Source organism: Saccharothrix lopnurensis (genome assembly GCF_042658445.1).
GTDB classification, from domain to species: domain Bacteria; phylum Actinomycetota; class Actinomycetes; order Mycobacteriales; family Pseudonocardiaceae; genus Actinosynnema; species Actinosynnema lopnurensis.
Genome location: NZ_JBHSQO010000045.1, coordinates 21,975 through 46,897, shown reverse-complemented (window position 1 = coordinate 46,897; position 24,923 = coordinate 21,975). Strand labels below are relative to the sequence as shown.

Here is a 24,923-nt window from a genome sequence, read left to right as displayed (position 1 = left end):
GTCGGACACCGGTGGGTGCTGTGTCTAGGACGCGAGTTCGACGGCCCCGCCGGCGATCGGCATCCGGTGCCCGACCAGCTCGGTGAGGGTGACGGCGACGTTCCAGGCGTTGTCGCGCTTGCCGCCGTGGAAGTCGCCCGCGACGGCGGTGGCCTCGGTGAGCCTGCCCGCGAGCAGGAGGGCGTCGATCAGGCAGGCGGTGAGGTAGGGCTCCATCCACGGCACGTCGTCGCGCTGGGCCCGCACCGCGATCAGGGCGCGGCGCAGGTGTGACACGGCGATGGCGGGTGAGCCGACCGCGAGTTCGACCGCCGCGCGGGCGGCCCTGGTGAACAGCGCCGCCTCGTGGTCGCTGCCGCCGCGGTCCAGCGCGTCGAGCGAGGCGAACGCCTCGGTGGGCGAGCCGGTCACGGCCAGCAGCCACGCCCGCATCGCGAGCAGGTGCCTGCGCCGCTGGAGGTTCGTGCCACCGGCCAGCCGGAGCAGCTCGCCGGCCTCCTCGGGGCGCCCGAGGCCGAGCGCGAGCACGAGGGCGCGGACGGGCGCGACGCGCGACCACGTCGGCTCGTCGCGCCCGAGGGAGTCGAGGAACTCCAGGGCCTCGCCGGCCCGGCCGCGCAGCAGGAGCACCCCGGCCAGCACCTCGGCGACCCGGTCCTCGACGCCGCTCCACCGGGCCAGGCAGCACAGCTCCTCGGCGCGGTCGAGCGCCAGCTCGCGCCAGGCCCGGTGGGTGGTCTCGACGAGCGCGGTGATGCCCTCGGCGGCGAAGGTGGATCGCCCGCCCGTGCGGCACGGGTTGAACCGCCAGGCCCCGCCGTCCAGCACGACGTCGTCCGCGAGGCGCTCGCCGACCAGGTCGTGCAGCGCGCGCGGGTTGCCGCCCGTGACGGCGTGCAGCGCCTCGGTGGTGGCGCGGTGGACGCGCCCGCCCAGCACGCCGCCCAGCACCGCGCCGACCTCGTCGGCGTTCAGCGGGGGCAGGCACAGGATCTGGAAGTCGCGCTCGTAGCGCAGGCAGTCGAGGGGGTCGGGGCCGGGCGCGGGGGAGACCCCGGTCGGCCTGGTGATGATCGGCAGCACGTCGCCCCGCCGGTGCAGGTCGCGCACGACGAGCATCCCCGCGTGGTCGGCCCGGTGCGCGTCGTCGACCACCAGCACCACGCGGCGACCCTCGACGCGGTCCAGGAAGGCGTCGACGGCCTTCCGCACGGCCACGCCGAGCGGCTCGGTGGTGACGAAGTCCTCGGGCAGGTGCGGGAGCACCAGGCCGAACGGCACGAGCCCGCCGTCCGGGTGGAGGTGGATCACCTCCAGGTCGGGGCCGTCCACCTGGGCCAGGGCCCGCCGCAGCGCGGTGGTGCGGCCCACGCCCGGCTCACCGGTGATCAGCAGCGGCCCCGCGTGCGCCCGGGCCACCGTCGCGCGGATGCGCTCGACCTGCTCGGTCCTGCCGACGAAGTGCCACGGCATGGCTCCTCCAAGGTTCGGTTCACGTGGACCGCGACCGGGTGCGCTGGGAGGAGCACGGCTGTCGCAGTGTCCGAAACGCCGCACCTCTGGGGGGCGGCACCTAGAAGGTGGCCGAATGCCACGTGACGGGTCAACGACGAAATAACACAGTCCTCCCTCAACTGGTCTACTACTTAGAAGCCCAATGGTTACAGCGTGTCATTCGGACCAGCGGGCAGGTGGTACGCCACCATGTAGGAGTCCGTGTCGGACGGGTAGACGACGACGAGGCGCATCGTCCGGTTACCCAGCGTGGGGTGGCACAGGGTCCGCAGCCTGCTGCGCTGCTCGATGACGTCGTGCTCCTCCCACCACAGCCGGAACTCCGCGCTGAGGCGCTTCATCTCCACCACCAGCCTGGCCAGCCGCGCGTCGTGCGGCCGGCGCGCGGGCACGGTGCGCAGCCGGGCCACGATGTCCTGGGCGTCGGACTCCCAGTCGGCGAACCGGATTCGCGCGGTCGGGTCGGTGAACATCCAGCGGACCATGTTGCGCTCGGCCGGATCGAGCGCGCCGAAGTCCGCGTACCACTCGGTCGTGGCGTGGTTCCACGCGATGACGTCGGCGCTCAGGTTGAGCGCGTACACCGGGTACTGCCCGATGCCGGTCGTCCGCACCAGCTGCCGGATGATGTCCTCCGGCGGGAAACCCGTGTCCAGCGGCTGCGGTTCGGCCACCTGCCCGTGCGCCAGCATGTGCATGTAGCGGCGCTCGTCCTCGGACAGCAGCAGCACCCGCGCCAGGCTGTCCAGCACCTCGGACGACGGCCGGATCTTGCGGCCCTGCTCCAGGTAGCAGTACCAGGTCGGGCTCAGCCCGGCGAGCACCGCGACCTCCTCGCGCCGCAGTCCCGCGGTCCGGCGACGCGGACCGACCGGCAGCCCCACCTGTTCCGGGTTGATCCTTTCCCGTCGACTGCGCAGGAACTGCGCGAGCTCGCGCCGGCCCAGGCCGCTGTCCAACCACACCACCCCCCGGAAAAGGATATCGCCCGCCGTGTCGGGTGAGCGCGCACCGCGAGTGTGGATGGCGTCTGCGGCCGACGCAATGCTGGTACCCGGAGTACCACCACAAGCACGGTGTGGGAAACGAGCGCGCGCCGACGCATGGTAAGGGCGACGAACGGTTGAGAGAGGACTACTCGATGGGTTTCGGCCTTCTTCTCCCCCTGACCGGCCTGCTCGGCGCGGCGGTCGTGTTCGCCGGGTGGCTCAGCGTGCTGCGCACGGTGTTCACCCCGCGGCGGACCTCGACCGTTGCCGCGCGGTGGTCGGTGCGGGTGGTGGCGGTGGCGGTGTTCGCCCTCGCCCGGCGCACGCCGAGGAGGCTGCGGGAGAGGGTGCTGGACACCTGTATGCCGGTGAGCGTCTTCCTCATGCTGTGGGTCTGGCTGGCCTCGCAGGTGGCGGGCTTCGGCCTGGTCGCGGTCGCGGTCGGGGTCCTGCGGCCCGAACCCGGTGAGGTGGTCCGGTTCCTGACCCTCGACGGCGGTGGCTCCGGCGCCGGCCTGGCGCTGCTCGCGTGGGTCTCCTGCGCGATGGTGCTGGCCGTGTTCTTCGTGCACCTGCTCCGCCTGCTCGACTCGTTCCGCCGGCGCGAGCTGCTCGTCACCGGCGGGATGATCACGGCCGTCGTCCCGTCGGACGCCGAGGTCCTGCTCGTCGACCACCTCCGCACCGGGTCGCGAGAGCGGCTCGACGGCGCGTTCGCCCAGTGGTCGGCCTGGCTGGCCGACATCCGGGCCACCCACGTCTCCTACCCGTCCCTGCTCTACTACCGGCCCGCGAGCCAGTTCGAGTGGCTGCGCGCCGCGGTCGTCGTGCTCGACGCCGCCGCGCTGGTCCAGGCCATCGCCCCGCAGTGGGCCCCGCCGCACACGAAGGCGCTGCTGCACAACGGGTCGTGCTGCCTGGAGGAGTCGGCGTCCCGGCTCGGCCTGCGCGTGCCGAGGACCGAGGTCAGCCTGCACGGCCGCGAGGAGCACGCGTTCTCCGACGCCATCGGGGCCGCCCTGTCGGCCGGCCTGCCGCCGGAGCGCACCGGCGAGGACGCCTGGCACGCCTTCCAGTCCGCGCGGACGCGGTACGCGCCGCACGTGAGCATGATCTCCGCGCACCTCATGTACGACTTCGAGCTGCCGGCGTCTCCGGATTCCGTCGCCGACGAGCGATCGAGGACCCCTGTCGCCTGAACAGCACCGGGTGCCGCCACGTCGTCGATGTCGCTTGCGTATTTTTCACCAATTTGGGGGAACAGATGAGCAAGGACAACGAGTTACCCGGTTCCGCGATCCGCGACTCCGAATATCTTTCACTTTTTTGCCAGGAGTTCTTCACGCCGTTGGCCCGATCCGACCAACGGCGGTGGGCGGAGTCGTACGTTCGCGGACTGATCCACGTGCCCGGCCGCAAATCCATTCGCAGGATATCCGATCACGTCGTCGGCTGGCGGGCCGACCAGTGCCTCCAGCAGTTCGTGAACCAGAGCCCGTGGCGCTGGGAGCCCGTCCGCCTCGGCCTGGCCCGGCACCTCTCCTCGGCGCTGGCGCCGCAGGCGTGGGTGGTGCGGGAGGTGGTGTTCCCGAAGAACGGCCGCAACTCCGTCGGGGTGGCCAAGCAGTACGTGGCCTCCGCCCGGCGGACCCTCAACTGCCAGAAGGGGATCGCGGTCTTCCTGGCCGGCCGGGAGGCGAGCGTCCCGGTGAACTGGCGGCTGATGCTGCCGCGGTGCTGGGACGCCGACCAGAAGCGGCGGTCCAGGACGCACGTGCCCGAGGAGGAGCAGCACCGCGAGTGGTGGAGCTACCTGGTCGAGGCGCTGGACGAGATGGTCGACGACTGGGGCCTGCTGCCGCCCCCGGTCGTGGTGGACGCCCGCTACGAGGTCGGCGTCGAGAACCTGGTGCGGGAACTGGGGAAGCGCGGCCTGTCCTACATCGTCCGGGTCACCCCGGACACCCCCGCCTCGGCCGGCGCGCCCAGGACGCCGGAGCGCCAGGCCACCGCCGAGGAACTGGTGATGATGTCGGCCCGGCACGGTCGGATGACGGTCCGCTGGGGGGACCGCGCCGACAGCCCGTCGGGCAGCTCGCACTTCGCCGTGGCCACCGTTCCCGGTCCGACCGGTCCGCCGCGGATCACCCCGGGCACGCCCTACCCCCGGCCGCGCCGGGTGCTCGCCGAGTGGCCGTCCGGCCAGGTGCGGCCGAGCTCGGTGTGGCTCACCAACCTCAACGCCTCGCGGATGACCGAGCTGATCGGCCTGACCCGGCTGCCGGACCGCACCGGTGACGAGCTGGAGAGGTTGCAGGAGGACCTGGGGCTCCGGCACTTCGAGGGCCGGTCGTTCCGCGGGTGGCACCACCACGTCACCCTCGCGTCGGTCGCGCACGCCTACAGCGCCCTCTCGCGCCAGCGGGACCGGCACTACGAGCTGTCCCTGCGGCCCTACGCGGCCGGGGGCGTGCGGTGACCGGGATCGGCGAACTGCGTGAGGTCCACCTGTTCGCCGCGCTCGACGACGGGGACCTGGGGTGGCTGGCGGCGGAGGGCCGCCGGCTGCTCCTGGCCGACGGCGACGTCCTGTTCGAGGACGGCGAGACCGCCCGCCACTTCTACGTCCTGCTCGACGGCGAGCTGCTGATCACCAAGGTGGTGGACGGCCGCGAGCACGTGCTCGGCCGGCACTCGGCCCGGGTGGCGCGGCAGGTGGCGCGGGAGCCCTCGCAGCGGCCGGCCCACGACGACAAGCCGGCGGCGGCCCACCAGTTCACCGGTGAGCTGCCGCTGCTCGTCGGCGGCGGCTACCTGGCCAAGGCCACCGCGGTCGGGCCGACCACCCTGCTGGCCTACGACAAGCCCTCGTTCCTGGAGATCCTGCGGCGCTGCCCGCAGGTGTGCCAGGTGCTGCTGCCGGTGCTGGCCTGGCGGATTCACTCCTACGAGGCCCACGCGGGCCGGCGGGCGATGCTGGAGGGGCTGGGCACGCTCACCGCCGGGCTCGTGCACGAGCTGAACAACCCGGTCGCCGCCATCTCGCGGTCGGCGGCCGAGCTGGGCGGTGCGGTGCGCGAGCTGTCCGACTGGGTGCTGCGGTGGGGCGGGACCTCGCTGCCCCGGCAGCGCGAGGTGGTCGACGCGGTGCTGGCCCGCGCGGCGGAGCACGAGCACTCGAACCGGACGCGGGACGCGTTCGCCGCCGCCGAGCTGGGCGACGCGGTGCGGGACTGGTTGGACGCGCGCGGCGTGACGGGCCTCGACGGCCTGGACGTGGTGCTCGCCGACCACGACGTGACGCCCGACGTGCTGGCGGAGGTGGAGCGGGCGGTCGGGCCCGAGGTGCTCGAAGCGGCGGTCGGGTACCTGGGGCTCACGCTCTACAGCCGGTCGCTGGTCAAGGACGTGTCCGAGGCGGGCCGGCGGATCAGCGCGCTGCTGGGGTCCACCAAGGCGTACGCCAACCTCGACCGGGCGCCGGAGCAGGTCGTCGACCTGACCGAGGGGCTGGAGGCGACCCTGACCATGCAGTCGCGGCGGCTGACCGGTGTCCGCGTCCGGCGGGACTACGCCGACCTGCCGCCGCTGCGGGTCTACCCGAGCGAGCTGAACCAGGTGTGGACCAACCTGGTGGACAACGCCGTCGACGCCATGGGCGGCACCGGGGAGCTGTGCGTCAGCACCAAGCTGGAGGCGCACCACGCGGTCGTGGAGATCCGGGACTCGGGTCCCGGCATCCCGCCCGACGTGCTGCCGCTGCTGTTCCAGCCGTTCTTCACGACGAAGGACATCGGCCAGGGCACCGGGCTGGGCCTGCACCTGAGCCACGACATCATCAGCCAGCGGCACAACGGCTCCATCGACGTCACGTCGGTCCCGGGCGACACCCGCTTCACGGTGCGCCTGCCGCTCATGACGTGACGTGGGGACCGGGACCGGCGCGCGCCGCCGGTCCCGTCGCCCACCTCGACCGCGTCACGCCGCGTCACGCCGCGTGACCGGCCGGAGACGGCGCCCTGCCGCCTCGCCCCCGGGAGCGAGCCGCTTCGGTGACCACCCGAACACCGACAGGTGATGCGCCGCACGGGCGGGACCGAGATTCCCGGTAATCGGGGCGGGTACCGGATCCCGGGCAACCTGAACCGCAGGTGTGTACGGCCTTATGCGCAAGAGGTACGCTCGAACGCGCGACGCCCGTGCGCGGAAGACGGGCTACGGACATCCACGAAATTCACCACCAGAACACCACGGGTGATGAGAGCGCTCTCACAGCATTGTGGGAGCGTTCCCGCGCGTCCACCGGGGTGCCCGTGGTGACGACCCGTCACCACGACGATGGAGAACACGCCATGCTCCACCCGCGCAGGACCGCGATCGCCCGGACGACGGCGGCGCCCGGTCGACATGCCCGCTGAGCCGGGTCTCGCGGGGCCGGGTGCGGTGGGGGTCCACGTGCGCGGCGTCCACGCGTGGTCCGCGGTCCGCGGTGGACCCGGGGAGACGACCGCCCCGGCACCGGTCCTGGTCCGGCCGCCCGGCTCGACCTCCCCGGTGGTCCAGGCGCCGTGACGACCCGTCGCCCCCGGCCGCACCGCGCTGGCCCCCTGCGTCGGTACCGGGTCCCGCAACCGCCCCTCCCGACCACCTCACGCGCACGCGCAGCCGCCGCACGTGCCGCGGCGCCGCAACCGCCGCGGCCTGGACACACCCCGGAGAACCCATGGATCACGACGTGCCCTTCCTCGACGCCACCCGGTCGATCGCGGAGCGGGTGGCCGACCTGCTGGAACGCATGACCCTGCCCGAGAAGGTCGGGCAGATGATGCAGCTGGACTCGCGGGAGGACCTGGACGACCACGTGCTGCGCAAGCACGTCGGCTCGATCCTGCACACCTCCCCCGAACGGGTCGTGCGCGCCCACGAGCTGACCGCCCGCACGCGCCTGCGCGTCCCGCTGCTGGTCGCCGAGGACTGCATCCACGGGCACTCCTTCCACGAGGGCGCGACGATCTTCCCCACCCAGCTCGGCATGGCCGCGACGTGGGACCCGGACCTGGTCGAGCGCGTGGCGCGGGCCACCGCCGTCGAGGTGGCCGCCACCGGCGTGCACTGGACCTTCTCGCCCGTCCTGTGCATCTCGCGCGACCTGCGGTGGGGCCGGGTGGACGAGACCTTCGGCGAGGACCCGGTGCTCATCGGCGAGCTGGCCTCGGCGATGGTGCGCGGCTACCAGGGCGACGGGCTCACCGACCCCACCGCCATCCTCGCCACCGCCAAGCACTTCGCCGGCTACTCCGAGACCCAGGGCGGCCGGGACGCCAGCGAGGCCGACCTGTCCCGGCGCAAGCTGCGCTCGTGGTTCCTGCCGCCGTTCGAGCGGGTCGCCCGCGAGGGCTGCCGCACCTTCATGCTCGGCTACCAGACCACCGACGGCGTGCCGATCACGGTCAACTCGTGGCTGCTCGACGAGGTGCTGCGCGGCGAGTGGGGCTACACCGGCACGCTGGTCACCGACTGGGACAACGTCGGGCGCATGGTCTGGGAGCAGCGGGTGCAGCCGGACTACGCCCACGCCGCCGCGGCGGCCGTCCGGGCGGGCAACGACATGATCATGACCACGCCCGGGTTCTTCGAGGGCGCGCTCCAGGCCGTCGAGCTGGGTCTGCTCACCGAGGCCGACCTGGACCGGGCCGTGGCCCGCATCCTGGCGCTGAAGTTCGAGCTCGGCCTGTTCGAGGACCCCCGCCACCCCGACGCCGGGCGGCAGCGCGCCGTGATCAACCACCCCGACCACGCCGCGCTCAACCTGGAGGTGGCGCGGCGCTCCCTCGTGCTGCTGCGCAACGGCGGCGTCCTGCCGCTGGAGGGGGGAGCCGCCGCCGGGTCGACCCCCCGCCGGGTCGCGGTCGTCGGACCGCTGGCCGACGACGCCCAGACCCAGCTCGGCGACTGGGCGGGCTCGTCGGGCCAGGCGGACTGGCTGCCCGACGGCCAGCCGCGCGAGATGATCACCACGGTGCTCGACGGCCTGCGCGACCTGGTGCCCGCCGGGTGGGAGGTGGTCCACGCCAGGGGCGCGGACATCCTCGCCCTCGCGCCGGACCCCGAGGGCGACACCTTCCCCGATGGCCAGCCCCGCCCGCAGGTGGTCGTGCCGTGCCCGCCGGACGAGGCCCTGATCGCGGAGGCCGTCGCCGCCGCGCGCGACGCCGACTACGTGGTCGCCGTGGTGGGCGACCGCATCGAGCTGGTGGGGGAGGGCCGCTCCACCGCCACCCTCGACCTCATCGGCGGCCAGATCGCCCTGCTCGACGCCCTCGCCGCGACCGGCACCCCGCTGGTCGTGGTCCTGCTGGCCTCCAAGCCCCTGGTGCTGCCGCCCTCGGCCCTCGGCGCGGCCGCGCTGCTGTGGGTGGCCAACCCCGGGATGAAGGGCGGGCGCGCCATCGCGGAGGTGCTGCTCGGCCTGGTCGAGCCCAGCGGGCGCCTGCCGATCTCCTTCGCCCGCCACGTGGGCCAGCAGCCCACCTACTACAACCAGGTCCGCGGCCAGCACGGCGGCCGCTACGCCGACCACACGCAGGACCCGGCCTTCGCCTTCGGCGAGGGGCTGTCCTACACCGAGGTCGAGTACACCGACCTCCGCGTGGAGACCCCCGTGCTCGGGCCCGACGACCACCTGCGGGCGACCGTCACCCTGCGCAACGCGGGCGCCCGGCCGGCCCGCGAGACGGTGCAGGTCTACGTCAGCGACACCGTGACCTCCGCCAGCTGGGCGGACCGGGAGCTCAAGGCGTTCCGGCAGGTCGACCTGGCCCCCGGCGAGACCGCGACGGTGCGCCTGGACCTCCCCGTGGCCGACTGCACCATCGTGGACGCGCGGGGCCGTCGGGTGGTCGAGCCGGGCGAGTTCGTCCTGCTCGTCGGCCCCTCGTCCCGGGACGCGGCGCTGCGGAGGGCCGGCTTCACGGTGAAGAGCCCCGCCTGAACGCGCCGCCGCCCCGGGCGCGGAGCGCTCCGCTGGAGCACCTCGCGCCCGGGGCGGCCCGCGCGGTTCAGCGCCGCGCCTTGCCGACGAACGCCACCGACGCGAGCACGACGCAGCAGCCGGCGCCACACCCGGTCCCACCGCGGTGATCGACCGTTCGAGCGCCGCCAGGCCCAGGATGAACGGCAGCGCCCACGTGGCGGTGCCCGAGGCGGTGCCCGAGGCGGTGCCCGAGGCGGTGCCACCGACCGTGTTGCCCGAACGTCCCTCTTCACGTCTTTGCCCGAACAGCACCTCCCGCCTCCGAAACAGGTCTGCGAAACTGTCGAAAGTTTCTGTCCCGCAGTGCTGTCCCGCAGTGCCTGTTCCGCCGCCTGGTCGACGAGGATCGAGGAGGAACGCGTGAAGAAGCCGTTCGGGGCCGTGGCGCCCCTGGCAACCGCCCTGCTGGTGACCGCCTTGCTCGCGGCGCCACAGGCGCACGCCGCCGCGTACACGCTCAAGGACGCGGCGGCGGCCACCGGCCGGGTCTTCGGCGCGGTGGTCCCGGCCGGCCTGCTCGGCGACGCCGACTACACCAAGGCGCTGGACCAGGAGTTCGGTCAGATCACGCCCGAGAACGAGATGAAGTGGAACGTCGTCGAGCGGGTCCGGGGCAAGTTCGACTTCGCCGCCGCCGACCGCCTGGTGGACCACGCCGAGAGCCGGGGCATGGCGGTGCGCGGCAGCGTGCTGGCGTGGCACAGCCAGCTGCCCGGCTGGGTGATCAACATCGGCTCGGGCGCCGAGCTGCTGACCGCGCTGCGCGAGCACGTCGCCGGCGTCGCGGGCCACTTCCGCGGTCGGGTCGACCACTGGAACGTGGTCAACGAGGCGTTCGGCGACAGCGGGGCCCGGCGCAACTCGGTGTTCCAGGAGCGCATCGGCGAGAGCTGGGTCGAGGAGGCGTTCCTCGCGGCCGAGGCCGCCGACCCCACCGCGAAGCTCTGCTACAACGACTACTACACCGACGGGTCCGGCCCGAAGTCCGACGCCGTGTACGGGCTGGTGCGGGACTTCGTCGCGCGCGGCGTGCCGATCGACTGCGTCGGCTTCCAGGGGTACTTCAACAGCGATCACCGGGTGCCCGCGGACATGGCCGAGAACCTCCGGCGCTTCGCCGACCTCGGGGTGGACGTGCACCTGACCGAGCTGAACGTGACCGGTTCCGGCGAGACGCAGGCCAAGGCGTACGCCGTGGCCGTCAGCGCGTGCCTGGCGGTACCGCGCTGCACCGTGATCACCGTGGGCGGCGTGACGGACAAGTACTACTGGAACGCCGCCAAGACGCCCCTGCTGATCGACGCCGACTACGGCCGCAAGCCAGCGTACTTCTCGGTGCTCGACGTGCTGAACGAGGCGGCCACCGGCCGGCGGTGGGCAAGGGCGGTCGTCACGTGAACTCGCCCCCCGGATCACGACAGACCACCAACGCCCCACTGTCGTGCACCCCGATCGACACCGGCATCCGCTGATGCCACCCCAGTTCCTCGAACAGCGCCCGGTCCCTGATCTGCCCCTTCTCGTCAAAGGTCCGGACAGCGCGGCAACGCGGCTGGACAGCGCGGCCTACCGGCAGAGCACCGGGACCGGGCGCCTCGGTTCGTCGCAGGTCCAACACCCGCGGCCCCGGCGAACGGCCGCTGCCCTCGATGTTTCCCTGACCGGATGGCTGTCCCACGGCCGCGGGTGCGCTTGCAGGGAGCCGGGCTCGGGCGAGGCGCTGAACACGGAACTGGGAACCATTCCGTGTCCAGCCTGGAGAGGATGCGCGCCCTGGCGACCCACGGGACGGTGGCCGCGGCGGCCACCGCGCTGCACCTGACCCCGTCCGGGGTGTCCCAGCAGCTCGGGAAGCTGGAGCGGGAGGCCGGGCAGCGGCTGCTGGAGCCACGGGGGCGCGGATCGGCTGCGCGATCGGCAGCTACCCCACCCGGCCGGCCCTGGTCGCGGGCGACGTGGGCGCGGCGGTCGTGCCGCGCCCGGGTCGGGACTCGGTGCCGGACGGCGTGCGCGTCCTGGCCACCCGCCCGGCGCTCAACCGCGTCATCTGCGCGGTGACCGGGTCCGAGGACGACGAGCGGGGCGTGGTCCGCGCCTGCGTGGACGCCCTGACCGCCGCCTCGGAGCGCTTCGGCAACCTGGTCTGAGGTCTGGGGTTCTCAGGTTCGGGTGAGGAACACCCAGTAGAGGTCCCAGGCGTTGTTCTTCGGGTCGCAGACGTAGTAGTCCACGTCCCACGGCTGCTCTTCCCGGGCGTAGGTGTGGCACGCCTGGGCGGTCGGGTAGGTGGCGACGTACTGCCAGTAGTCCATCGGGGCCGCCTGGGCGGGCGCGGACACCCCCAACGCGATGGCCGCCGCCAGAACTGCTGCGCGCATGGTGAACCCTTTCTTGGAAAACGCTTTCCGCGCGGCGGTGACCCGATCACAGCACACCGGTGGGGGACGGGGCAACGCCGCTCCTCGGCCACGCCTCCCTGCCGCCGAGCCCCGCCACCCCGCTCCCCGTGCCCCACCGCCCGCCACCCAGCTCCCCGTGCCCCACCGCCCACCTTCCCGCGCGCCGGGCCGCAGCCCGCAGCCCTCGCCCGCACCCCCCGGCCCGCAGCCCTCGCCCGCACCCCCCGGCCCGCCCCACCCCGGGCACCGGGATCCCCCGGACGGGTCGTTCCGCCGCCACCACCTTGTCGGGTTCGGGATCCCGCAATACCGTCGCCCGTGTCGACATGCGGCGGCACGACCGACGGGGGTCACCATGACCGTCCAGTTGCCCTTCGACCGGGAACACCCGCTGCGCACCCCGCCCGCCCTGAGCGCGCTGATCCACCGCGGCCCCGTGCACCGCGTGCGCACGGTCGTCGGCGACGAGGGCTGGCTGGTCACCGACTACGCCGAGGTCCGCGCCCTGCTCTCGGACGACCGCCTCGGCCGCGCCCACCGCGAGCCCGCCACCGCCGCCCGCGCCGGGGCGTCGGCCCTGTTCGGCGGGCCCATGGGCGACTTCGACACCGAGCGCGCCGACCACCTCCGGATGCGGCGCCTGCTCCAACCGCACTTCACGCCCCGCCGGATGCGCGTGCTCCAACCGCGCGTCGAGGCCCTCGCGGACCGGCTGCTCGACGAGATGGCGAACCTCACCCCACCGGTCGACCTGCACCAGGCGCTCGCGCTGCCCCTGCCGATCCTGGTGATCTGCGAGCTGATCGGCGTGCCCTACGCCGACCGCGACGACTTCCGGGCCTGGAGCGACGCCGCGGGGGACGTCCGCGACGCCGCCCGCTCGTTCGAGGGACTGGGCCGGCTGTACGAGTACGGCCGGCAGCTGGTCGCCCGCAAGCGCGTGGAACCGGCCGACGACGTGCTGTCGTGGCTCTGCGAGTCCGCGGACGTCGGCGACGAGGAAGCCGCGGTGCTGTCGATGGGCCTGCTGTTCGCCGGGCACGAGACGACCGTCGTGCAGATCGGGATGGGCGCGCTGGGGCTGCTGGCCGACCCCGACCAGTGGCGGGCGCTGGCGGAGGACCCCGGCCTGGTGCCGGGCGCGGTGGACGAGATCATGCGCATCCCGGGCACCAGCGGGGGAGGGGTGCCGCGCTACGCGCGGGTCGACCTGGAGGTCTGCGGGGCGGCGATCCGGGCGGGCGACCTCGTCCTGCTCGACATCGGCGCGGCCAACCACGACCCGGCGGTCTTCCCCGACCCCGACCGGGTGGACGTGTCCCGCCGCGCGGCGCACCACCTGTCCTTCGGCCAGGGCCTGCACTACTGCATCGGCGCCCCCCTGGCCCGCATCGAGCTGCAAGCGGTGTTCTCCCGCCTGCCCGCCCGCTTCCCGACCCTGCGGCCGGCCGTGCCACCGGAGGGGCTGCGGCTGCGCGAGGACACCCTGACCGGGGGCCTGACGGCGCTGCCGGTGACCTGGTGACCCCGCCGCCCGGCCCCCGGCGCACAACCGATCTGCAACCCGGTCCCCGTAGTCAGTACCGGGAGCGGACGCGGGGAAGCGTTCGCCGGGAAGCGCGGGGTGATGAGCGTTGGGGTGGTGCATGAGGAAGACGACGTTGTGGGTCCTCGCCTCGGTGGTGCTGGCGGGCCTCGTCGTGCCGGCCGGGGCCACGACCGGCACGGGCGCCGCGTGCGCGCCGGCGACCGTGGAGGTCGGGGACGTGGCGCAGGCCGAGGGCACGGGCGGGACGACCCTGTTCCGCTTCCCCGTGTCGGTGTCGGTGGCGCCGGGGTGCGTGGCGACCGGCTCGGTGCGGTACCGCACGGTCGACGGGGCGTCGGCCGACCGGGACCCCGGGCGGGCCGGGTCCGACTACGCCGCCGGGTCGGGGGTGCTGACCTGGCACGGCGACACCGCCACCAGGTACGCCACCGTCGCCGTGGCGGGTGACGCCGCGCCGGAGCGGGTCGAGGTGTTCTGGGTGTCGCTCGACCTGCCCACCGGGGTGGTGGTCACCGGGCGCAGCGGGGCGGGCTGGATCACCGACGACGACTCGCCGCCCTGCCTGCCCGGCGAGAACTGCGACGGGTCGGTGTCCACCGAGGGCACGGGCGTGTGCTGGCGGCTCTCCTGCCCGGCGAGCGCGCACTTCTCGGCCACGGTGGACGTCACCCGGCACGTGGGCGTGCGCACGCTCGACAACGGCGGCGCCGAGCTGGGCTACGTGCCGGTCGAGGGCCTGGTCCTCACCGTGCCGCCCGGTTCCCGGCGGGCCGTCGTGCGGTTCACCATCACCGCGCCACCGGGCCAGGAGGTGCGCATCCCGGTGGAGTTCTTCTCGCCCTCGTCCGGGACACCGGGCAACCTGCGCACCGTGCTGACGGTGGTCAAGAGCTGACCACCGGGCCCGTCACGGCCTCGGCCTCGGCCGTCGCGTTCTCCTGCCGGTACAGCTCGCCCGCGCGGGCCCGGTGGGAGGCCGCGGCGGCCCCGTCGCCCGAGCGCTCCTCCAGCTCGGCGAGGTGGCGGTGCACGGTGGCGTGCTCGTAGCCGTCCGGCACGGTGCGGCGCACCGCCAGGGCCCGCTCCAGGTGCGCGCGCGCGGCGTCCAGGTCGCCCCGGCCCAGGCACGCCTGGCCGAGCCGGTCCAGCGCGACCGCCTCCACGTGCGGGTGGCGGTGCTCCCGGCTGATCGCCAGCGCCAGCTCGAACCGGTCCGCGGCGGCGGCGAAGTCCTGCCGCAGCAGGTGCACCGCGCCGGTGTGCAGCAGGGTCTCCATCTCCATCCACACGTACCCGGTGCGTCGGGTCAGCTCCAGCGCCTCGGCGAGGGTGGCCAGCGCCTGCCGGTGGTCGCCCAGCGCCATGCGCGCCTCCCCGAGGGTGTCCAGGGTGGCGGCCTCCAGGCGGGGCGCGTCCAGCCGCCGGAACCGGGCCAGGGCGTCGAGCAGCGGTTCCAGCGCCTCCGCGGCCCGGCCGGTGCGGACCAGGGTGTTGCCGAGGTTGCGCTGCGACAGCGCGAGCCCCAGGTGGTTGCCCGCCGACCGGCACCGGGCCACCGCCAGCCGGTGGGCCGCGACCGCCTCGTCGAAGCGGCGCAGCTCGGCGTAGGTGTTGGCGAGGTTGTTGTAGACGTGCCCCTCGCCGTCGAGGTCGCCCGCGGCGCGGGCCGCCTGGAGCGCCAGGACGTGCGTGTCCAGCGCCTCGTGCAGCCGCCGCGTCATGTAGTGCGCCACGCCCAGCGCCCGCAGCATCTCGGCCTCGGCCAGCGGGTCGCCCAGCTCGCCCGCCGCCGCGGCGCCCTGCCGGCACAGCTCCACGCGTTCCCGCCAGTGCCCGGTGGCGTCGTAGAAGCTGGTCAGCAGGTAGGTGAACTGCCAGGCGGCGGCCAGTCGGCCGGTCTCCCGGGCGAAGCGGGCCACGGGCACCAGGTTCGGCCGCTCGGCCTCCAGCAGCGCCAGCGCCCCCTGCTGGTCGGCCAGGGGCGGCAGGTCCGGGACGGGGTGGCGCGGGGTCGGCGTCACCAGGTCGCGCCGGGGGTCCAGCACCCGGTTGGCGCGGTCGGCCACCAGCAGGTACCAGTCCACCAGCCGGTGGCCGACCTCGGTGGTGGCCGCCTCGGTCTCGTCCTCGCGGGCGCGCTGCCGGGCGAACTCGCGGATCAGGTCGTGGAACCGGTAGCGGTCCGGGCCCACCGCCGTGATCAGGTGCGCCGCGCGCAGCTCGCGCGCCGCCGCCCGCCCCACCTCCAGGGGCACGTCGCACAGGGCCGCGCCCAGCGAGGCGGTGAACGTGGTGCCCGGCGCGAGCCCCAGCAGCCGGAACATCCGCGTCTGGGACAGCTCCAGCGGCAGGTAGGCGCTGGTCAGCACGGTGCGCACGGTGCGGGTGTCGCCGTCGGCGGCCAGCGCGCCGAGCCGGTCGGCGCCGGCCAGCTCCGCCGCCAGCCCGGCGATCGGCGCGGCGGGCTCGCCGGTCAGCCGCGCGGCGGCGATGCGCAGGGCCAGCGGCATCCCGCCGCACAGCCGCGCCAGCCGGGCGGTCGGCCCGCGCTCCCGCTCCACCCGCCGCGCGCCGAGCACCCTGGCCAGCAGCGCCACCGACGACCGGTGCGCCAGCACGTCCAGCGCCAGCGGCCGCACCGCGCAGTACGCGGCCAGCGCGGCCGGTGACCGCCGGCCGGTGACCAGCAGGAGGCTGCCGCCCGCGCCCGGCACCAGCGGCAGCACCTGCTCGACGGGCCCGGCGTCGTCCGCGACGACCAGGCAGCGCTTGTCCCGCAGCAGGGACCGGTACAGCGCGGCGCGCTCGGCGGTCCCGCCGGGCAGCCGGTCCTCGGGCAGGCCCAGGCTGCGCAGCAGGTGCGCCAGGGCGTCGGCGGCGGTCGCCGCGCGCCGCGCGTCGTGGCCGCGCAGGTCGAGGAACACCTGGCCGTCGGGGAACCGGTGCGCGACCCGGTGCGCCCACTCCACCGCCAGCGCCGTCTTGCCCACGCCCGCCGCGCCCGACACGACCACCACGGGCTGGTCGTCGCTCGGCTCGTCGAGCACCCGGTCCAGCTCGGCCAGCTCGTCGTCGCGGCCGGTGAAGTAGCCCGCGCGGGCCGGGAGCTGCGCGGGTCCGGCCCCGGCCCCGGCCGCCGGCGCGCCGCTCAGCGCCGGGTCGCGGCGCACGACCGCGCTGTGCAGGGCGAGCAGCCGCGGTCCGGGTTCGGCGCCCAGCTCCTCGGCGATCCGCCCGCGGGCCCGGTGCAGCGCGGCCAGCGCCTCGGTGTGCCTGCCACCGCGGTACAGCGCCAGCACGTGCAGCTCGACCAGCCCTTCCCGCGCCGGGTGCTCGGCCAGCAGCCGCGGCAGCTGCTCGGCGGCCCCGGCGTGGTTGCCCAGCCGCAGCTCGGCGTCCCACCGGCCCTCCAGCGCGGACAGGCGCAGCTCGTGCAGCCGCTCCACCTCGCGCACACCCCAGCCCGACAGCGGCGCGTCGGCGAACGGCTCGCCCCGCCACAGCTCCGCCGCCGCCCGGAACCCCGCCAGCGCCTCGGTCGCCGCGCCCAGCTCCGCGGCCCGCGCCGCCGCCCGGACCTGCTGCTCGAACCGCAGCGCGTCCACCAGCTCCGGTGGCACGTCCAGCGCGTAGCCGGGGTTGCTGGTGCGCAGGACCGGGCCGAGACCGCACGCGTCCAGCGCCTGCCGCAGGCGCGCCACGTGGCTGTGCAGCGTCCGCACGGCGGTGCGCGGCGGGTCCTCGCCCCAGACCGCGTCGACCAGCCGCCCCACCGGCAGCACCTGCCCGGCGTGCAGGGCCAGCAGCCCCAGCACCGCCCGCTGCCGCGCGCCCCGCAGCACCGCCGGCCCCGCCGGGCCGATCGCGCGCACGCGGCCGAGCACCCCCAGCTCGACCACGTCGACCCCTTCCTCACCACAAGGTCAACCGAGCGTAATCAGTCGTGTCGGCTCCGCGAAACGTCTGACCAGCCCAAGGTCCCGAAGGCGTGCAACCGGTGTGCGACAGGCGCGCCGCACCCGGTCACCGCCCGACCCGGAGGTGAGGACCACGCGCACCACAGCACGTCGTCCGGACGGCGGGCGTCCTGCTCGCCGTCGTGAGGGGCCGGGACGACGCACAACCGATTTGCAACAGCCGCGCCACACCATCGCCCGGCCATTGCCCGAACCGAAGGTGAGGACCCATGCACAGCACGTCGTCCAGACGACGGGGCGCGCTGTTCGCCCTGCTCGTCGCGACCCTCGCGGCCGCGTTCCTGACCGGCCCGCCCGGGGCGCAGGCGCTCCCCGCGCCCAACGGCGTCTACATGCGCGACAACCCCGGCGACGACGGCACCGAACCGGGTGTCGGCGACATCTGGATGAGCCCGGACATCGTCGTCTGCGCCGGCACCTCGCTGTGCTCGGTGGACGTGCCGATCACACCGACGAACACCTACTACGTCTTCGTCACCATGCACAAGAACGGGACCGCCGCGATCCCCGGCACCCTCCGCGTCTACCACACCAGGGCGGGCGGCAACGTCTCGTGGCCCTCAGGCTGGCAGCAGTTCGGCGCGATCACCACGACCGTCACGGCGAGCTCGACCACGGTCATGATCCCGTGGACCGTGCCGAACGAGTGGCGGCACTACTGCCTGCTGGCCCGGTGGGAGTCGAGCTGGGACACGATGACCTACCCCGAGGGGACCGACACCGAGGACAACACCCGCAAGAACAACAACATCGCGTGGCACAACGTGGTGACGAGCGGGGGCCCGGCGAACGTCCTCGTGCCGGCCGACTTCATGATCGGCAACGCGGTCACGCGCGACGTGCGGGCCGGCCTCACCATCAGGCCCGCCGAGGCGCCGTTCGTCGGTCCCGGCAGCATCGTGGTCGACCTCGGCGCGACCCTCACCGACCGCTGGCGCGCCGGTGGCGGGCAGGCCGTCGGCGTCCGGCAGGTCGGGACGACCCAGTTCCAGGTGGTGGACCCCGTGGTCGCGCGGTTCACCGGGCTGCTGCTCAGGGCCGGTGAGCGGCTGCCGATCAGGCTGGGCTTCAACGGCACCAAGGAGGCCAGCGGCAGGCCCGTCAACGTGGTCCAGACCGATGAGGAGGGTGTCGACCGCGGCGGCGTGCAGTACCGCCTGACCTTCAGGTAGGGCCCCTGGGGGGACGGCCCCCGCGGCGCACCGACGTGCGCCGCGGGGGCCGGGGCGTGCCGGTGGCTCAGCCGACCGGGACCACCGGCGCGGGGTGCGCGGTGGTCCCGACGGGCGCGGTGGTGCTGATGGGGCCGGTGCTGGTCGGTCCGGTGGTGCCGGTGGTGGTCGGCACGGTGCTCGGCGAGGTCGTGGTGGGCACCGGCGTCGTGGTGGTCGAGGTGGGCGTGGTGCTCGGCACCGGCGTGGTCGTGGGGGTCGGGCGGATCGACGGGTAGTCCTTGCACGCCGGGTTGTCGGCGAGCTGCTTCTTCACGTCGGTGACGCGCTGCTCCACCTGCTGCCGCTCCAGCTTCGCGACCTCCCAGGCGGTCTTGGCGCGGTCCACCTCCTCGCCCGACACGGCGCCGCTGCCCGCCAGGGCCAGCACCGCGTCGTAGTGCGCCTTCGCCAGCCGCTCCAGCTCCCGGCGCAGGGCCAGTTCGTCGAGCAGCCGGTTGAGCTCCAGCGACAGGGCCACGCACTCCTTCTTCGGGTCGTTGCCCAGCCTGTTGCGGCACGCGGCCTCGGCGTACCGGGCGTTGTTCAGCGCGATGGCGGCCTGGTGCAGCGCCCGTTCGGCGGCGCGCAGGTCGCTCGCGCTGGCGGCGTTGCGGTCGAAGAGGGCCTTGATCCGGTCGTAGTGGCGCTTGGCCTGGTCGTGCAGCAGCTGCTGCTTGTCGACCTCCAGCTTCTCCACGAGGCAGGCGTTGGCGTTGGCCGGCACCTGCGGGTAGGGCGTGGTCGGCGCGACGGGCGCGGCCAGGGCGACGGTCGCCGCCGCGACGACGGCGACCACCGGTAACAGGATGCGGAGCAGGGTTTTCACGGTGTCCTCCCGGAGTCCGACCGGAGGGGGCCGGCCGGAGCGGTGCGACCGTAGGGGAACTCCGGAGCGCGCCGACAGGCCCCGACCGCCACTTCCGCAGGTGGGGGCCCCGGATCGGTTCAGGTTCCCGTAGTCGGCGGCCCGTCGCGGTCGGATGGCGGTAGGGGCGGGCGGGCCGGGTGGGACGAGGTGCAGTCATTCGACCGAAGCAGGGACGCCCCCCGGGTTCCTACGGTGAGCGGGTGGCACGGAGCCACCACTGCCGCCTTCCTCGACTCCCCCCGGGGGCAACCGATGACACCCGACACGATCGTCCTGGTCCACGGCTTCTGGGTGACCGCCCGCAGCTGGGAGCACTGGAGGACGCACTACGAGAAGCAGGGCTACCGCGTGCTCACGCCCTACTACCCGGGCTTCGAGGTGGAGGTGGAGGCGCTCAACGCCGACCCGTCGCCGATCGCGGCCGTCACCGTGCCGCGGATCATCTCCCACCTGGAGTCGGTCATCGACGAGCTGTCCACGCCGCCGATCATCATCGGCCACTCGGCGGGCGGCGCGTTCACCCAGGTCCTGCTGGACCACGGCTACGGCGCGGCGGGCGTGGCGATCAACTCCGCGCCCACCGAGGGCGTCGTGGTGGCCCCGCCGTCGCAGCTGAAGTCGACGTTCCCGATCCTGCGCAACCCCGCGAACCGGCACAAGGCCATCGGCTTCACCCACGAGCAGTGGCACTACGCCTTCACCAACACGTTCACCGAGGAGGAGTCCCGCGCGCTCTACGAGCGCTACCACGTCCCGGCCTCGGCGAACATCCTGTGGGGCAGCCTGCTGGCCAACATCCAGCCGGGCCACCAGGACGTGTGGGTGGACTACCGCAACGACAAGCGCGCGCCGCTGCTGTTCGTCTCCGGCGGCGAGGACCACCTGATGCCGCCGAGCGTGCAGAAGTCCAACGCCAGGCACTACCGGTCCGACACGGTGACCGAGGTCCGCGAGTACCCCGGCTACGCGCACCTGCTGCCCGCCCAGGAGGGCTGGGAGCGGATCGCCGACGAGGTGCTGGCCTGGGCCGTCGCCCATGCCCGCTGACGGACCCCGGGTCACGCACGTCGGCGGCCCGACCGCCCTGGTCGAGTTCGACGGGCTGCGCGTGCTCACCGACCCGACGTTCGACGCACCCGGCCGCAGGTACGCCTTCGGCTGGGGGACCGGGTCGCGGAAGACCGCCGGCCCGGCCGTCGCGCCGGCCGACCTGCCCGCGCTGGACGCGGTGCTGCTCAGCCACGACCACCACGCGGACAACCTCGACGACGCGGGCCGCGCCCTGCTCCCGTCCGCCGGGGTCGTCCTCACCACGGTCCCGGGCGCGCGCAGGCTCGGCGGCAACGCCGTCGGGCTCGCGCCGGGCGCGACCGCCGCCCTGCCCAACGGCTGGGAGGTCACCGCCACCCCGGCCCGGCACGGGCCGCCGCTGAGCCGCCCGGTCGTCGGCGAGGTGGTCGGGTTCGCCCTGCGCCGCGCGGGCGCGGACCGGGTGGCGCTGTGGATCTCCGGGGACACCGTGCCGCACCGCGCCCTGAGCCGGTTCGCCGCGCGGGCGCGGGTGGACGTGGCGCTGCTCCACCTCGGCGCGGTCCGGTTCGGCCTCACCGGTCCGGTCCGCTACACGATGACGGGGCGGGAGGCGGTGGAGCTGTGCGGCCTGCTCCGCCCGAGGGTCGTCGTCCCGGTGCACCACGAGGGCTGGAGCCACTTCCGCGAACGGCGGGAGGCCGTCGAGCGGGCGTTCGAGCGGGCGCCCGCGGCCGTCGGGTCGGCGCTGCGGTGGCTCCCGCCGGGCCGTCCGGTCGAGCTGTGACGCGGCGCCGGGAGCGAGCTGCGGCCCGCTCCCGGCGCCGGTGACGACCGGTGACGCCGGTCGGCCGACCGCACCGCCGCCCGCCGGCCCGGCGGTCACCGGTCGAGCGCCGCCAGCGCGTCCCGCAACGCCGACCGGGACGTGATGCCCAGCTTCGGGAAGATCCGGTAGAGGTGCGCGCTGACCGTGCGCGGCGACAGGAACAGGCGCGCGCCGATCTCCTTGTTGCTCAGGCCCGAGGCGGCCAGGTGCGCCACCTCCAGCTGCTGCGCGGTCAACTCGGCCGTCGACGGGTTCGCGGCCACTGCCACCCCGGTCGCCCTCAGCTCCTGCTCGGCCCGGCGCAGCCAGGCCGTCGCGCCGACGCGGCGGAAGACCTCGGCGGCGCGGCGCAGCTCCGGCCGGGCGTCGCCGGGGCGGTGCCGCCTGCGGTGCAGCTCGCCGAGCGCGAGCCTGACCCGGGCCTGCTCGAACGGCCAGCGCTCCACGCGCGGCAGCGCCAGCGCGGCGCGCAGGCTGGCCACCGCGTCGTCGTCCGCGTCGGCGACCAGCGCGCGGGCCGCGAACACGTGCAGCCGCAGCCGCGGCGTGCGGTCGGCGAAGCCGGCCAGGTCCGCCGCGGCCACCCGCTCCCTCGCCTCCTCCCGCCGCCCGGCGCGCACCGCCGCCTCCACGGCGTCCAGCAGCGTCCACGGGGTGCCCGGGTCACGCGAGCTGTGCGCGTGGGCGGCCTCGTGGTCGCCCTCGCCCAGCGCGGCCAGGGTCAGGTTCCGCGCGGACAGCGCCAGGTGCGCGGCGCTGCCGCGCGGCTCCGCCCACTGCTCCACCACGCGGCTGTACTCGCGGGCGGAGTCGGTGTCGCCGCGGGCCGCCGCCAGCCACCCCAGCAGGCACCGCAGGTCCTGCGCGGGCAGCGCGAGGTCGTGGCGCACGCACAGGTCCAGGCCCGCGCCCGCCTCCTGCTCGGCCCGCTCCCACTCCCCGGCCAGGAGGTGGTCGTGCGCGGCGAACCAGTACCCGGTCGCGGCGTGCGTCACCGCGCCCTGGCCGACCTCGCGCCGGACCAGGCCGCGCACGTGTTCCCGGTGCTCGTGCAGCACGTCCAGCCACGCGGCGGCGCGGCACAGCTCGGTGACGCGGCCGGGCGCGGTGTCGGCGGGCAGCGCCTCGATCGCCTCCCGCAGCTCCTCCGCGCCCGCCGTGCCGGTGAACACGCCGTGCAGCAGCTTCGTGTGCGGGCTCGCCCCGGCCAGGTCCCCGGTGAGCGCCTCGCCGGTGTAGGTGGCGACGGCCAGGCGGATGAGCACCGCGCGGTCGTCCACCGCGTCGCCGAGCAGCCGGCGGGCCCCGCTGAAGTCGCCGTCGCGCAGCAGCGCGATGCGGGCGCGGGTGGCGGCGCTGCGGGTCGGGTCGTCCAGGTGCCGCCGCGCCTCGTCCAGCAGCCGCTGCGCCAGTTCGAGCTGCCCCGACTCCTCCGCCAGCTCGGCGGCCCGGTGCAGCCGCCCGGCGGCGGCGGGCGCGGTGGGGCTGACCGCCGCGGCCCGCTGCAACGCGCTGACTGCCAGACCGCTGCCGCCGCGCAGGCTCGCGCTCAGCGCGGCCCGCTCGATCTCGGCCGCCACCTCCTCGTCCGGGCCGGCGGACGCCGCGGCCAGGTGCCACACCCGGCGTTCCGGCACGTCCCGGTACAGCTCGGCCAGCTCGGCGTGGGCCGCGCGCACCTCGTCCGGCGCGGCGGTGTTCACGATGGCCGACCGCACCAGCGGGTGGCGGAAGCGCAGTCCGGACGGCGTCGAGTCGCGGGTCACCAGGCCCGAGCGCTCCACCTCGACCAGCTCCAGCGGGGTCAGGGCGGTGGGGAGCGGGGCCTCGTCCTCCAGCCGGTCGCCGTCCAGCGCGGTCTGGAGGAGCGCGGTGCGCACGGCCGTCGGCAACCCCACGACGCGCGTCGCGTACGTCGACTCCAGGCGGGTGCGCGGGGACGCCCCGGCGGGCAGCAGGTCCAGCGCGTCCGTGCCCACCGCGTGCGGCAGTTCGGCCAGCGCCAGCGGGTTGCCCGCCGCCGCCGACAGCACCCGGTCGCGGGCGGCGGAGGGCAGGCCGGGGTGCAGCTCGTCCAGCAGCGCGCCCGCGTCCCGCTCCGGCAGCGGCCCGACCTCCAGCACGGCGATGCCCGGGGTGACCCGCTCGCTGCTGAGCAGCGGGCGGCGCGCGAACAGCGCCCGGATGTCGTGCGGCGCCAGGCGCAGCAGCAGGAACATCATCACCTCGCGCGTCGGGTGGTCCACCCAGTGCGCGTCCTCGACCGCGATGAGCACCGGACCCTCCCGGGCGACCTCGGCCAGCACCGCGAGCGAGGCCACCGAGACGGCGAGCCGGTCGGGCACCGGTCCCGGTTCGAAGCCGAGCACCCGGCGCAGCACCTGCCGGTGGAACGGGTCCACCCGGTCGAGGTGGCCGAGCACGGGCGCGAACAGCTGGTGCAGCCCGGCGAACGCGAGCTGCGCCTCGCTCTCGTAGCCGGTGCCGCCGAGCACCCGGACGCCCCGCCCGCGGGCGTACTCCACGCCCGCGTCGAGCAGGACCGTCTTGCCGACGCCCGGATCGCCGTGCAGCACCAGGTTGGGCGGCACTCCGGCATCCCGGTCGACCGTCCGGCGCAGCCGCGCCAGCTCCGCCGCGCGCCCGATCACCGCGACCCGCCCGGTGCAGTCATCTGACCGATGGCGCCGCCCGCGCCGCCGGGCAGGCTGGGCCGGTGCCACGACTCGCGGTCGGAACGGAGAACGGCGCCGAGGTGAGCCTCTACTACGAGGACTTCGGCTCCGGCCCGCCGGTCGTGCTCGTGGCGGGTTGGCCGCTGACCACCCAGTCCTGGGAGTCGCAGGTGGCCGCGTTCGTCGCGGCGGGCCACCGGGTGGTGGGCTACGACCGGCGCGGCTTCGGCCGCTCCACCCGGGCCTGGGCCGGGTACGACCAGGACACGCTGGCCACCGACCTGCACCGCCTGCTGGCGCACCTGGACCTCCGGGACGCGGCGCTGGTCGGGTTCTCCTCGGGTGCGGGCGACGTGGCCCGCTGCGTGGTGCGCTTCGGCGTCGACCGGGTGTCCCGGCTGGTGCTCGCCGGTCCGCTCGCGGTGGACGACGGGCTGGTGCGCGACCTGCTGGGCGCCGCCGAGTGGCACCGGATCGCCATGCTGGACGACGTGCTGGGCCGGTTCTTCTCCGTGGACGGCGAGACCGCGCTGGACGAGGCCACCCGGCTGCACCTGCTGCACCTCGCGGCCTCCGCCTCGGCCAAGGCCACGGCGGACGTGATCGCCGCGTGGGCCGGTGCGGACCCCGAGGCCGAGCTGGCCGACGTGGACGTGCCGGTGCTGGTCGTGCACGGCGGGTGCGACGCGTTCACCGCGCCGCGACGCGGGCGCGCGCCGACCACGGTCATCCCCGGTGCCCCGCACGGCGCGCCGATCACCCATCCCCAGCAGTGGAACGACGTCGTGCTGCGGTTCCTGTCACCCTGACGCGCCCCTCCCACCCGGTCCCCGAGAAGAATTCTGG

18 protein-coding genes and 1 pseudogene are annotated in these 24,923 nt (G+C 74.8%); 13 read left to right on the top strand and 6 right to left on the bottom strand.

Going from position 1 to position 24,923, the window contains the following annotated elements; all coding sequences use genetic code 11:
* Nucleotides 1–24: 24 nt before the first annotated feature.
* Together ACFP3R_RS30115 and ACFP3R_RS30110 are read right to left on the bottom strand one after the other, a co-directional pair.
* Nucleotides 25–1,473, bottom strand: coding sequence for an AAA family ATPase (locus ACFP3R_RS30115; protein WP_380640857.1), 1,449 nt, complete (start codon nucleotides 1,471–1,473; stop codon nucleotides 25–27).
* Between the two features lie 188 nt (nucleotides 1,474–1,661).
* On the bottom strand, nucleotides 1,662–2,483 hold the full coding sequence (locus ACFP3R_RS30110; RefSeq protein WP_380640855.1) for a helix-turn-helix transcriptional regulator: 822 nt from the start codon (nucleotides 2,481–2,483) through the stop codon (nucleotides 1,662–1,664).
* 173 nt (nucleotides 2,484–2,656) lie between these two features.
* Here ACFP3R_RS30110 and ACFP3R_RS30105 point away from each other — a divergent pair, with 173 nt between their 5' ends.
* The 7 genes and pseudogenes from ACFP3R_RS30105 (at nucleotide 2,657) to ACFP3R_RS30075 (ending at nucleotide 11,684) form a co-directional block, all read left to right on the top strand.
* A complete protein-coding gene (locus ACFP3R_RS30105) occupies nucleotides 2,657–3,703 on the top strand; it encodes a hypothetical protein (protein ID WP_380640853.1) in 1,047 nt (348 codons plus the stop codon).
* A gap of 65 nt (nucleotides 3,704–3,768) precedes the next feature.
* The gene (locus tag ACFP3R_RS30100) at nucleotides 3,769–4,983 is read left to right on the top strand and encodes an IS701 family transposase (protein WP_380640851.1); all 1,215 of its coding nucleotides are present in this window, start codon (nucleotides 3,769–3,771) and stop codon (nucleotides 4,981–4,983) included.
* Nucleotides 4,980–6,428, top strand: coding sequence for a sensor histidine kinase (locus tag ACFP3R_RS30095; protein ID WP_380640849.1), 1,449 nt, complete (start codon nucleotides 4,980–4,982; stop codon nucleotides 6,426–6,428). The genes ACFP3R_RS30100 and ACFP3R_RS30095 overlap by 4 nt, the downstream gene beginning before the upstream one ends.
* A 799-nt stretch (nucleotides 6,429–7,227) precedes the next feature.
* A complete protein-coding gene (locus tag ACFP3R_RS30090; RefSeq protein WP_380640847.1) occupies nucleotides 7,228–9,495 on the top strand; it encodes an exo-beta-d-1,3/1,6-glucosidase in 2,268 nt (755 codons plus the stop codon).
* Nucleotides 9,496–9,897: 402 nt separating this feature from the next.
* A complete protein-coding gene (locus tag ACFP3R_RS30085) occupies nucleotides 9,898–10,935 on the top strand; it encodes a glycoside hydrolase family 10 protein (protein ID WP_380640845.1) in 1,038 nt (345 codons plus the stop codon).
* Between the two features lie 366 nt (nucleotides 10,936–11,301).
* Nucleotides 11,302–11,439, top strand: a pseudogene (locus ACFP3R_RS37920) (LysR family transcriptional regulator); the annotation flags it as partial.
* A gap of 53 nt (nucleotides 11,440–11,492) precedes the next feature.
* Nucleotides 11,493–11,684, top strand: a complete 192-nt coding sequence (locus ACFP3R_RS30075) for a type 2 periplasmic-binding domain-containing protein (RefSeq protein WP_380640899.1) — start codon at nucleotides 11,493–11,495, stop codon at nucleotides 11,682–11,684.
* 12 nt (nucleotides 11,685–11,696) lie between these two features.
* Here ACFP3R_RS30075 and ACFP3R_RS30070 read toward each other — a convergent pair whose 3' ends face one another.
* The gene (locus tag ACFP3R_RS30070) at nucleotides 11,697–11,915 is read right to left on the bottom strand and encodes a hypothetical protein (protein ID WP_380640843.1); all 219 of its coding nucleotides are present in this window, start codon (nucleotides 11,913–11,915) and stop codon (nucleotides 11,697–11,699) included.
* A gap of 376 nt (nucleotides 11,916–12,291) precedes the next feature.
* On the opposite strand from ACFP3R_RS30070, the gene ACFP3R_RS30065 reads away from it, so the two are divergent.
* The gene (locus ACFP3R_RS30065; RefSeq protein WP_380640841.1) at nucleotides 12,292–13,461 is read left to right on the top strand and encodes a cytochrome P450; all 1,170 of its coding nucleotides are present in this window, start codon (nucleotides 12,292–12,294) and stop codon (nucleotides 13,459–13,461) included.
* Nucleotides 13,462–13,582: 121 nt separating this feature from the next.
* On the top strand, nucleotides 13,583–14,380 hold the full coding sequence (locus ACFP3R_RS30060; protein ID WP_380640839.1) for a Calx-beta domain-containing protein: 798 nt from the start codon (nucleotides 13,583–13,585) through the stop codon (nucleotides 14,378–14,380).
* Here ACFP3R_RS30060 and ACFP3R_RS30055 read toward each other — a convergent pair.
* On the bottom strand, nucleotides 14,370–17,384 hold the full coding sequence (locus ACFP3R_RS30055; RefSeq protein WP_380640837.1) for an AfsR/SARP family transcriptional regulator: 3,015 nt from the start codon (nucleotides 17,382–17,384) through the stop codon (nucleotides 14,370–14,372). The genes ACFP3R_RS30060 and ACFP3R_RS30055 overlap by 11 nt on opposite strands.
* 287 nt (nucleotides 17,385–17,671) lie before the next feature.
* Here ACFP3R_RS30055 and ACFP3R_RS30050 point away from each other — a divergent pair, with 287 nt between their 5' ends.
* The gene (locus ACFP3R_RS30050) at nucleotides 17,672–18,634 is read left to right on the top strand and encodes a hypothetical protein (RefSeq protein ID WP_380640835.1); all 963 of its coding nucleotides are present in this window, start codon (nucleotides 17,672–17,674) and stop codon (nucleotides 18,632–18,634) included.
* 67 nt (nucleotides 18,635–18,701) lie between these two features.
* Here ACFP3R_RS30050 and ACFP3R_RS30045 read toward each other — a convergent pair whose 3' ends face one another.
* Entirely contained in the window at nucleotides 18,702–19,502 is an 801-nt protein-coding gene (locus tag ACFP3R_RS30045; protein ID WP_380640833.1) for an efflux RND transporter periplasmic adaptor subunit, read from the bottom strand.
* A gap of 294 nt (nucleotides 19,503–19,796) precedes the next feature.
* On the opposite strand from ACFP3R_RS30045, the gene ACFP3R_RS30040 reads away from it, so the two are divergent.
* Nucleotides 19,797–20,591 carry an alpha/beta hydrolase gene (locus tag ACFP3R_RS30040; protein ID WP_380640831.1) on the top strand — a complete coding sequence of 265 codons (795 nt, stop codon included), beginning with the start codon at nucleotides 19,797–19,799 and terminating at the stop codon, nucleotides 20,589–20,591.
* Complete coding sequence (locus ACFP3R_RS30035; RefSeq protein ID WP_380640829.1) at nucleotides 20,581–21,360, top strand: MBL fold metallo-hydrolase; 780 nt, start codon at nucleotides 20,581–20,583, stop codon at nucleotides 21,358–21,360. Before ACFP3R_RS30040 ends, ACFP3R_RS30035 begins: the two co-directional genes overlap by 11 nt.
* A 95-nt stretch (nucleotides 21,361–21,455) precedes the next feature.
* On the opposite strand, the gene ACFP3R_RS30030 is transcribed toward ACFP3R_RS30035, so the two are convergent.
* Complete coding sequence (locus tag ACFP3R_RS30030) at nucleotides 21,456–24,053, bottom strand: AAA family ATPase (protein WP_380640827.1); 2,598 nt, start codon at nucleotides 24,051–24,053, stop codon at nucleotides 21,456–21,458.
* A gap of 65 nt (nucleotides 24,054–24,118) precedes the next feature.
* Here ACFP3R_RS30030 and ACFP3R_RS30025 point away from each other — a divergent pair, with 65 nt between their 5' ends.
* Nucleotides 24,119–24,886 (top strand): alpha/beta fold hydrolase, encoded by a 768-nt coding sequence (locus tag ACFP3R_RS30025; RefSeq protein WP_380640825.1) that lies wholly within the window; start codon nucleotides 24,119–24,121, stop codon nucleotides 24,884–24,886.
* Nucleotides 24,887–24,923: the final 37 nt, after the last annotated feature.

What these genes read in the sequence shown, in the direction of transcription:
- ACFP3R_RS30060 (WP_380640839.1), top strand. Translation starts at nt 13,583, where the DNA reads ATGAGGAAGACGACGTTGTGGGTCCTCGCCTCGGTGGTGCTGGCGGGC.
- ACFP3R_RS30050 (WP_380640835.1), top strand. Translation starts at nt 17,672, where the DNA reads ATGCACAGCACGTCGTCCAGACGACGGGGCGCGCTGTTCGCCCTGCTC.
- ACFP3R_RS30070 (WP_380640843.1), bottom strand. Translation starts at nt 11,915, where the DNA reads ATGCGCGCAGCAGTTCTGGCGGCGGCCATCGCGTTGGGGGTGTCCGCG.
- ACFP3R_RS30065 (WP_380640841.1), top strand. Translation starts at nt 12,292, where the DNA reads ATGACCGTCCAGTTGCCCTTCGACCGGGAACACCCGCTGCGCACCCCG.
- ACFP3R_RS30100 (WP_380640851.1), top strand. Translation starts at nt 3,769, where the DNA reads ATGAGCAAGGACAACGAGTTACCCGGTTCCGCGATCCGCGACTCCGAA.
- ACFP3R_RS30115 (WP_380640857.1), bottom strand. Translation starts at nt 1,473, where the DNA reads ATGCCGTGGCACTTCGTCGGCAGGACCGAGCAGGTCGAGCGCATCCGC.
- ACFP3R_RS30040 (WP_380640831.1), top strand. Translation starts at nt 19,797, where the DNA reads ATGACACCCGACACGATCGTCCTGGTCCACGGCTTCTGGGTGACCGCC.
- ACFP3R_RS30090 (WP_380640847.1), top strand. Translation starts at nt 7,228, where the DNA reads ATGGATCACGACGTGCCCTTCCTCGACGCCACCCGGTCGATCGCGGAG.
- ACFP3R_RS30035 (WP_380640829.1), top strand. Translation starts at nt 20,581, where the DNA reads ATGCCCGCTGACGGACCCCGGGTCACGCACGTCGGCGGCCCGACCGCC.
- ACFP3R_RS30105 (WP_380640853.1), top strand. Translation starts at nt 2,657, where the DNA reads ATGGGTTTCGGCCTTCTTCTCCCCCTGACCGGCCTGCTCGGCGCGGCG.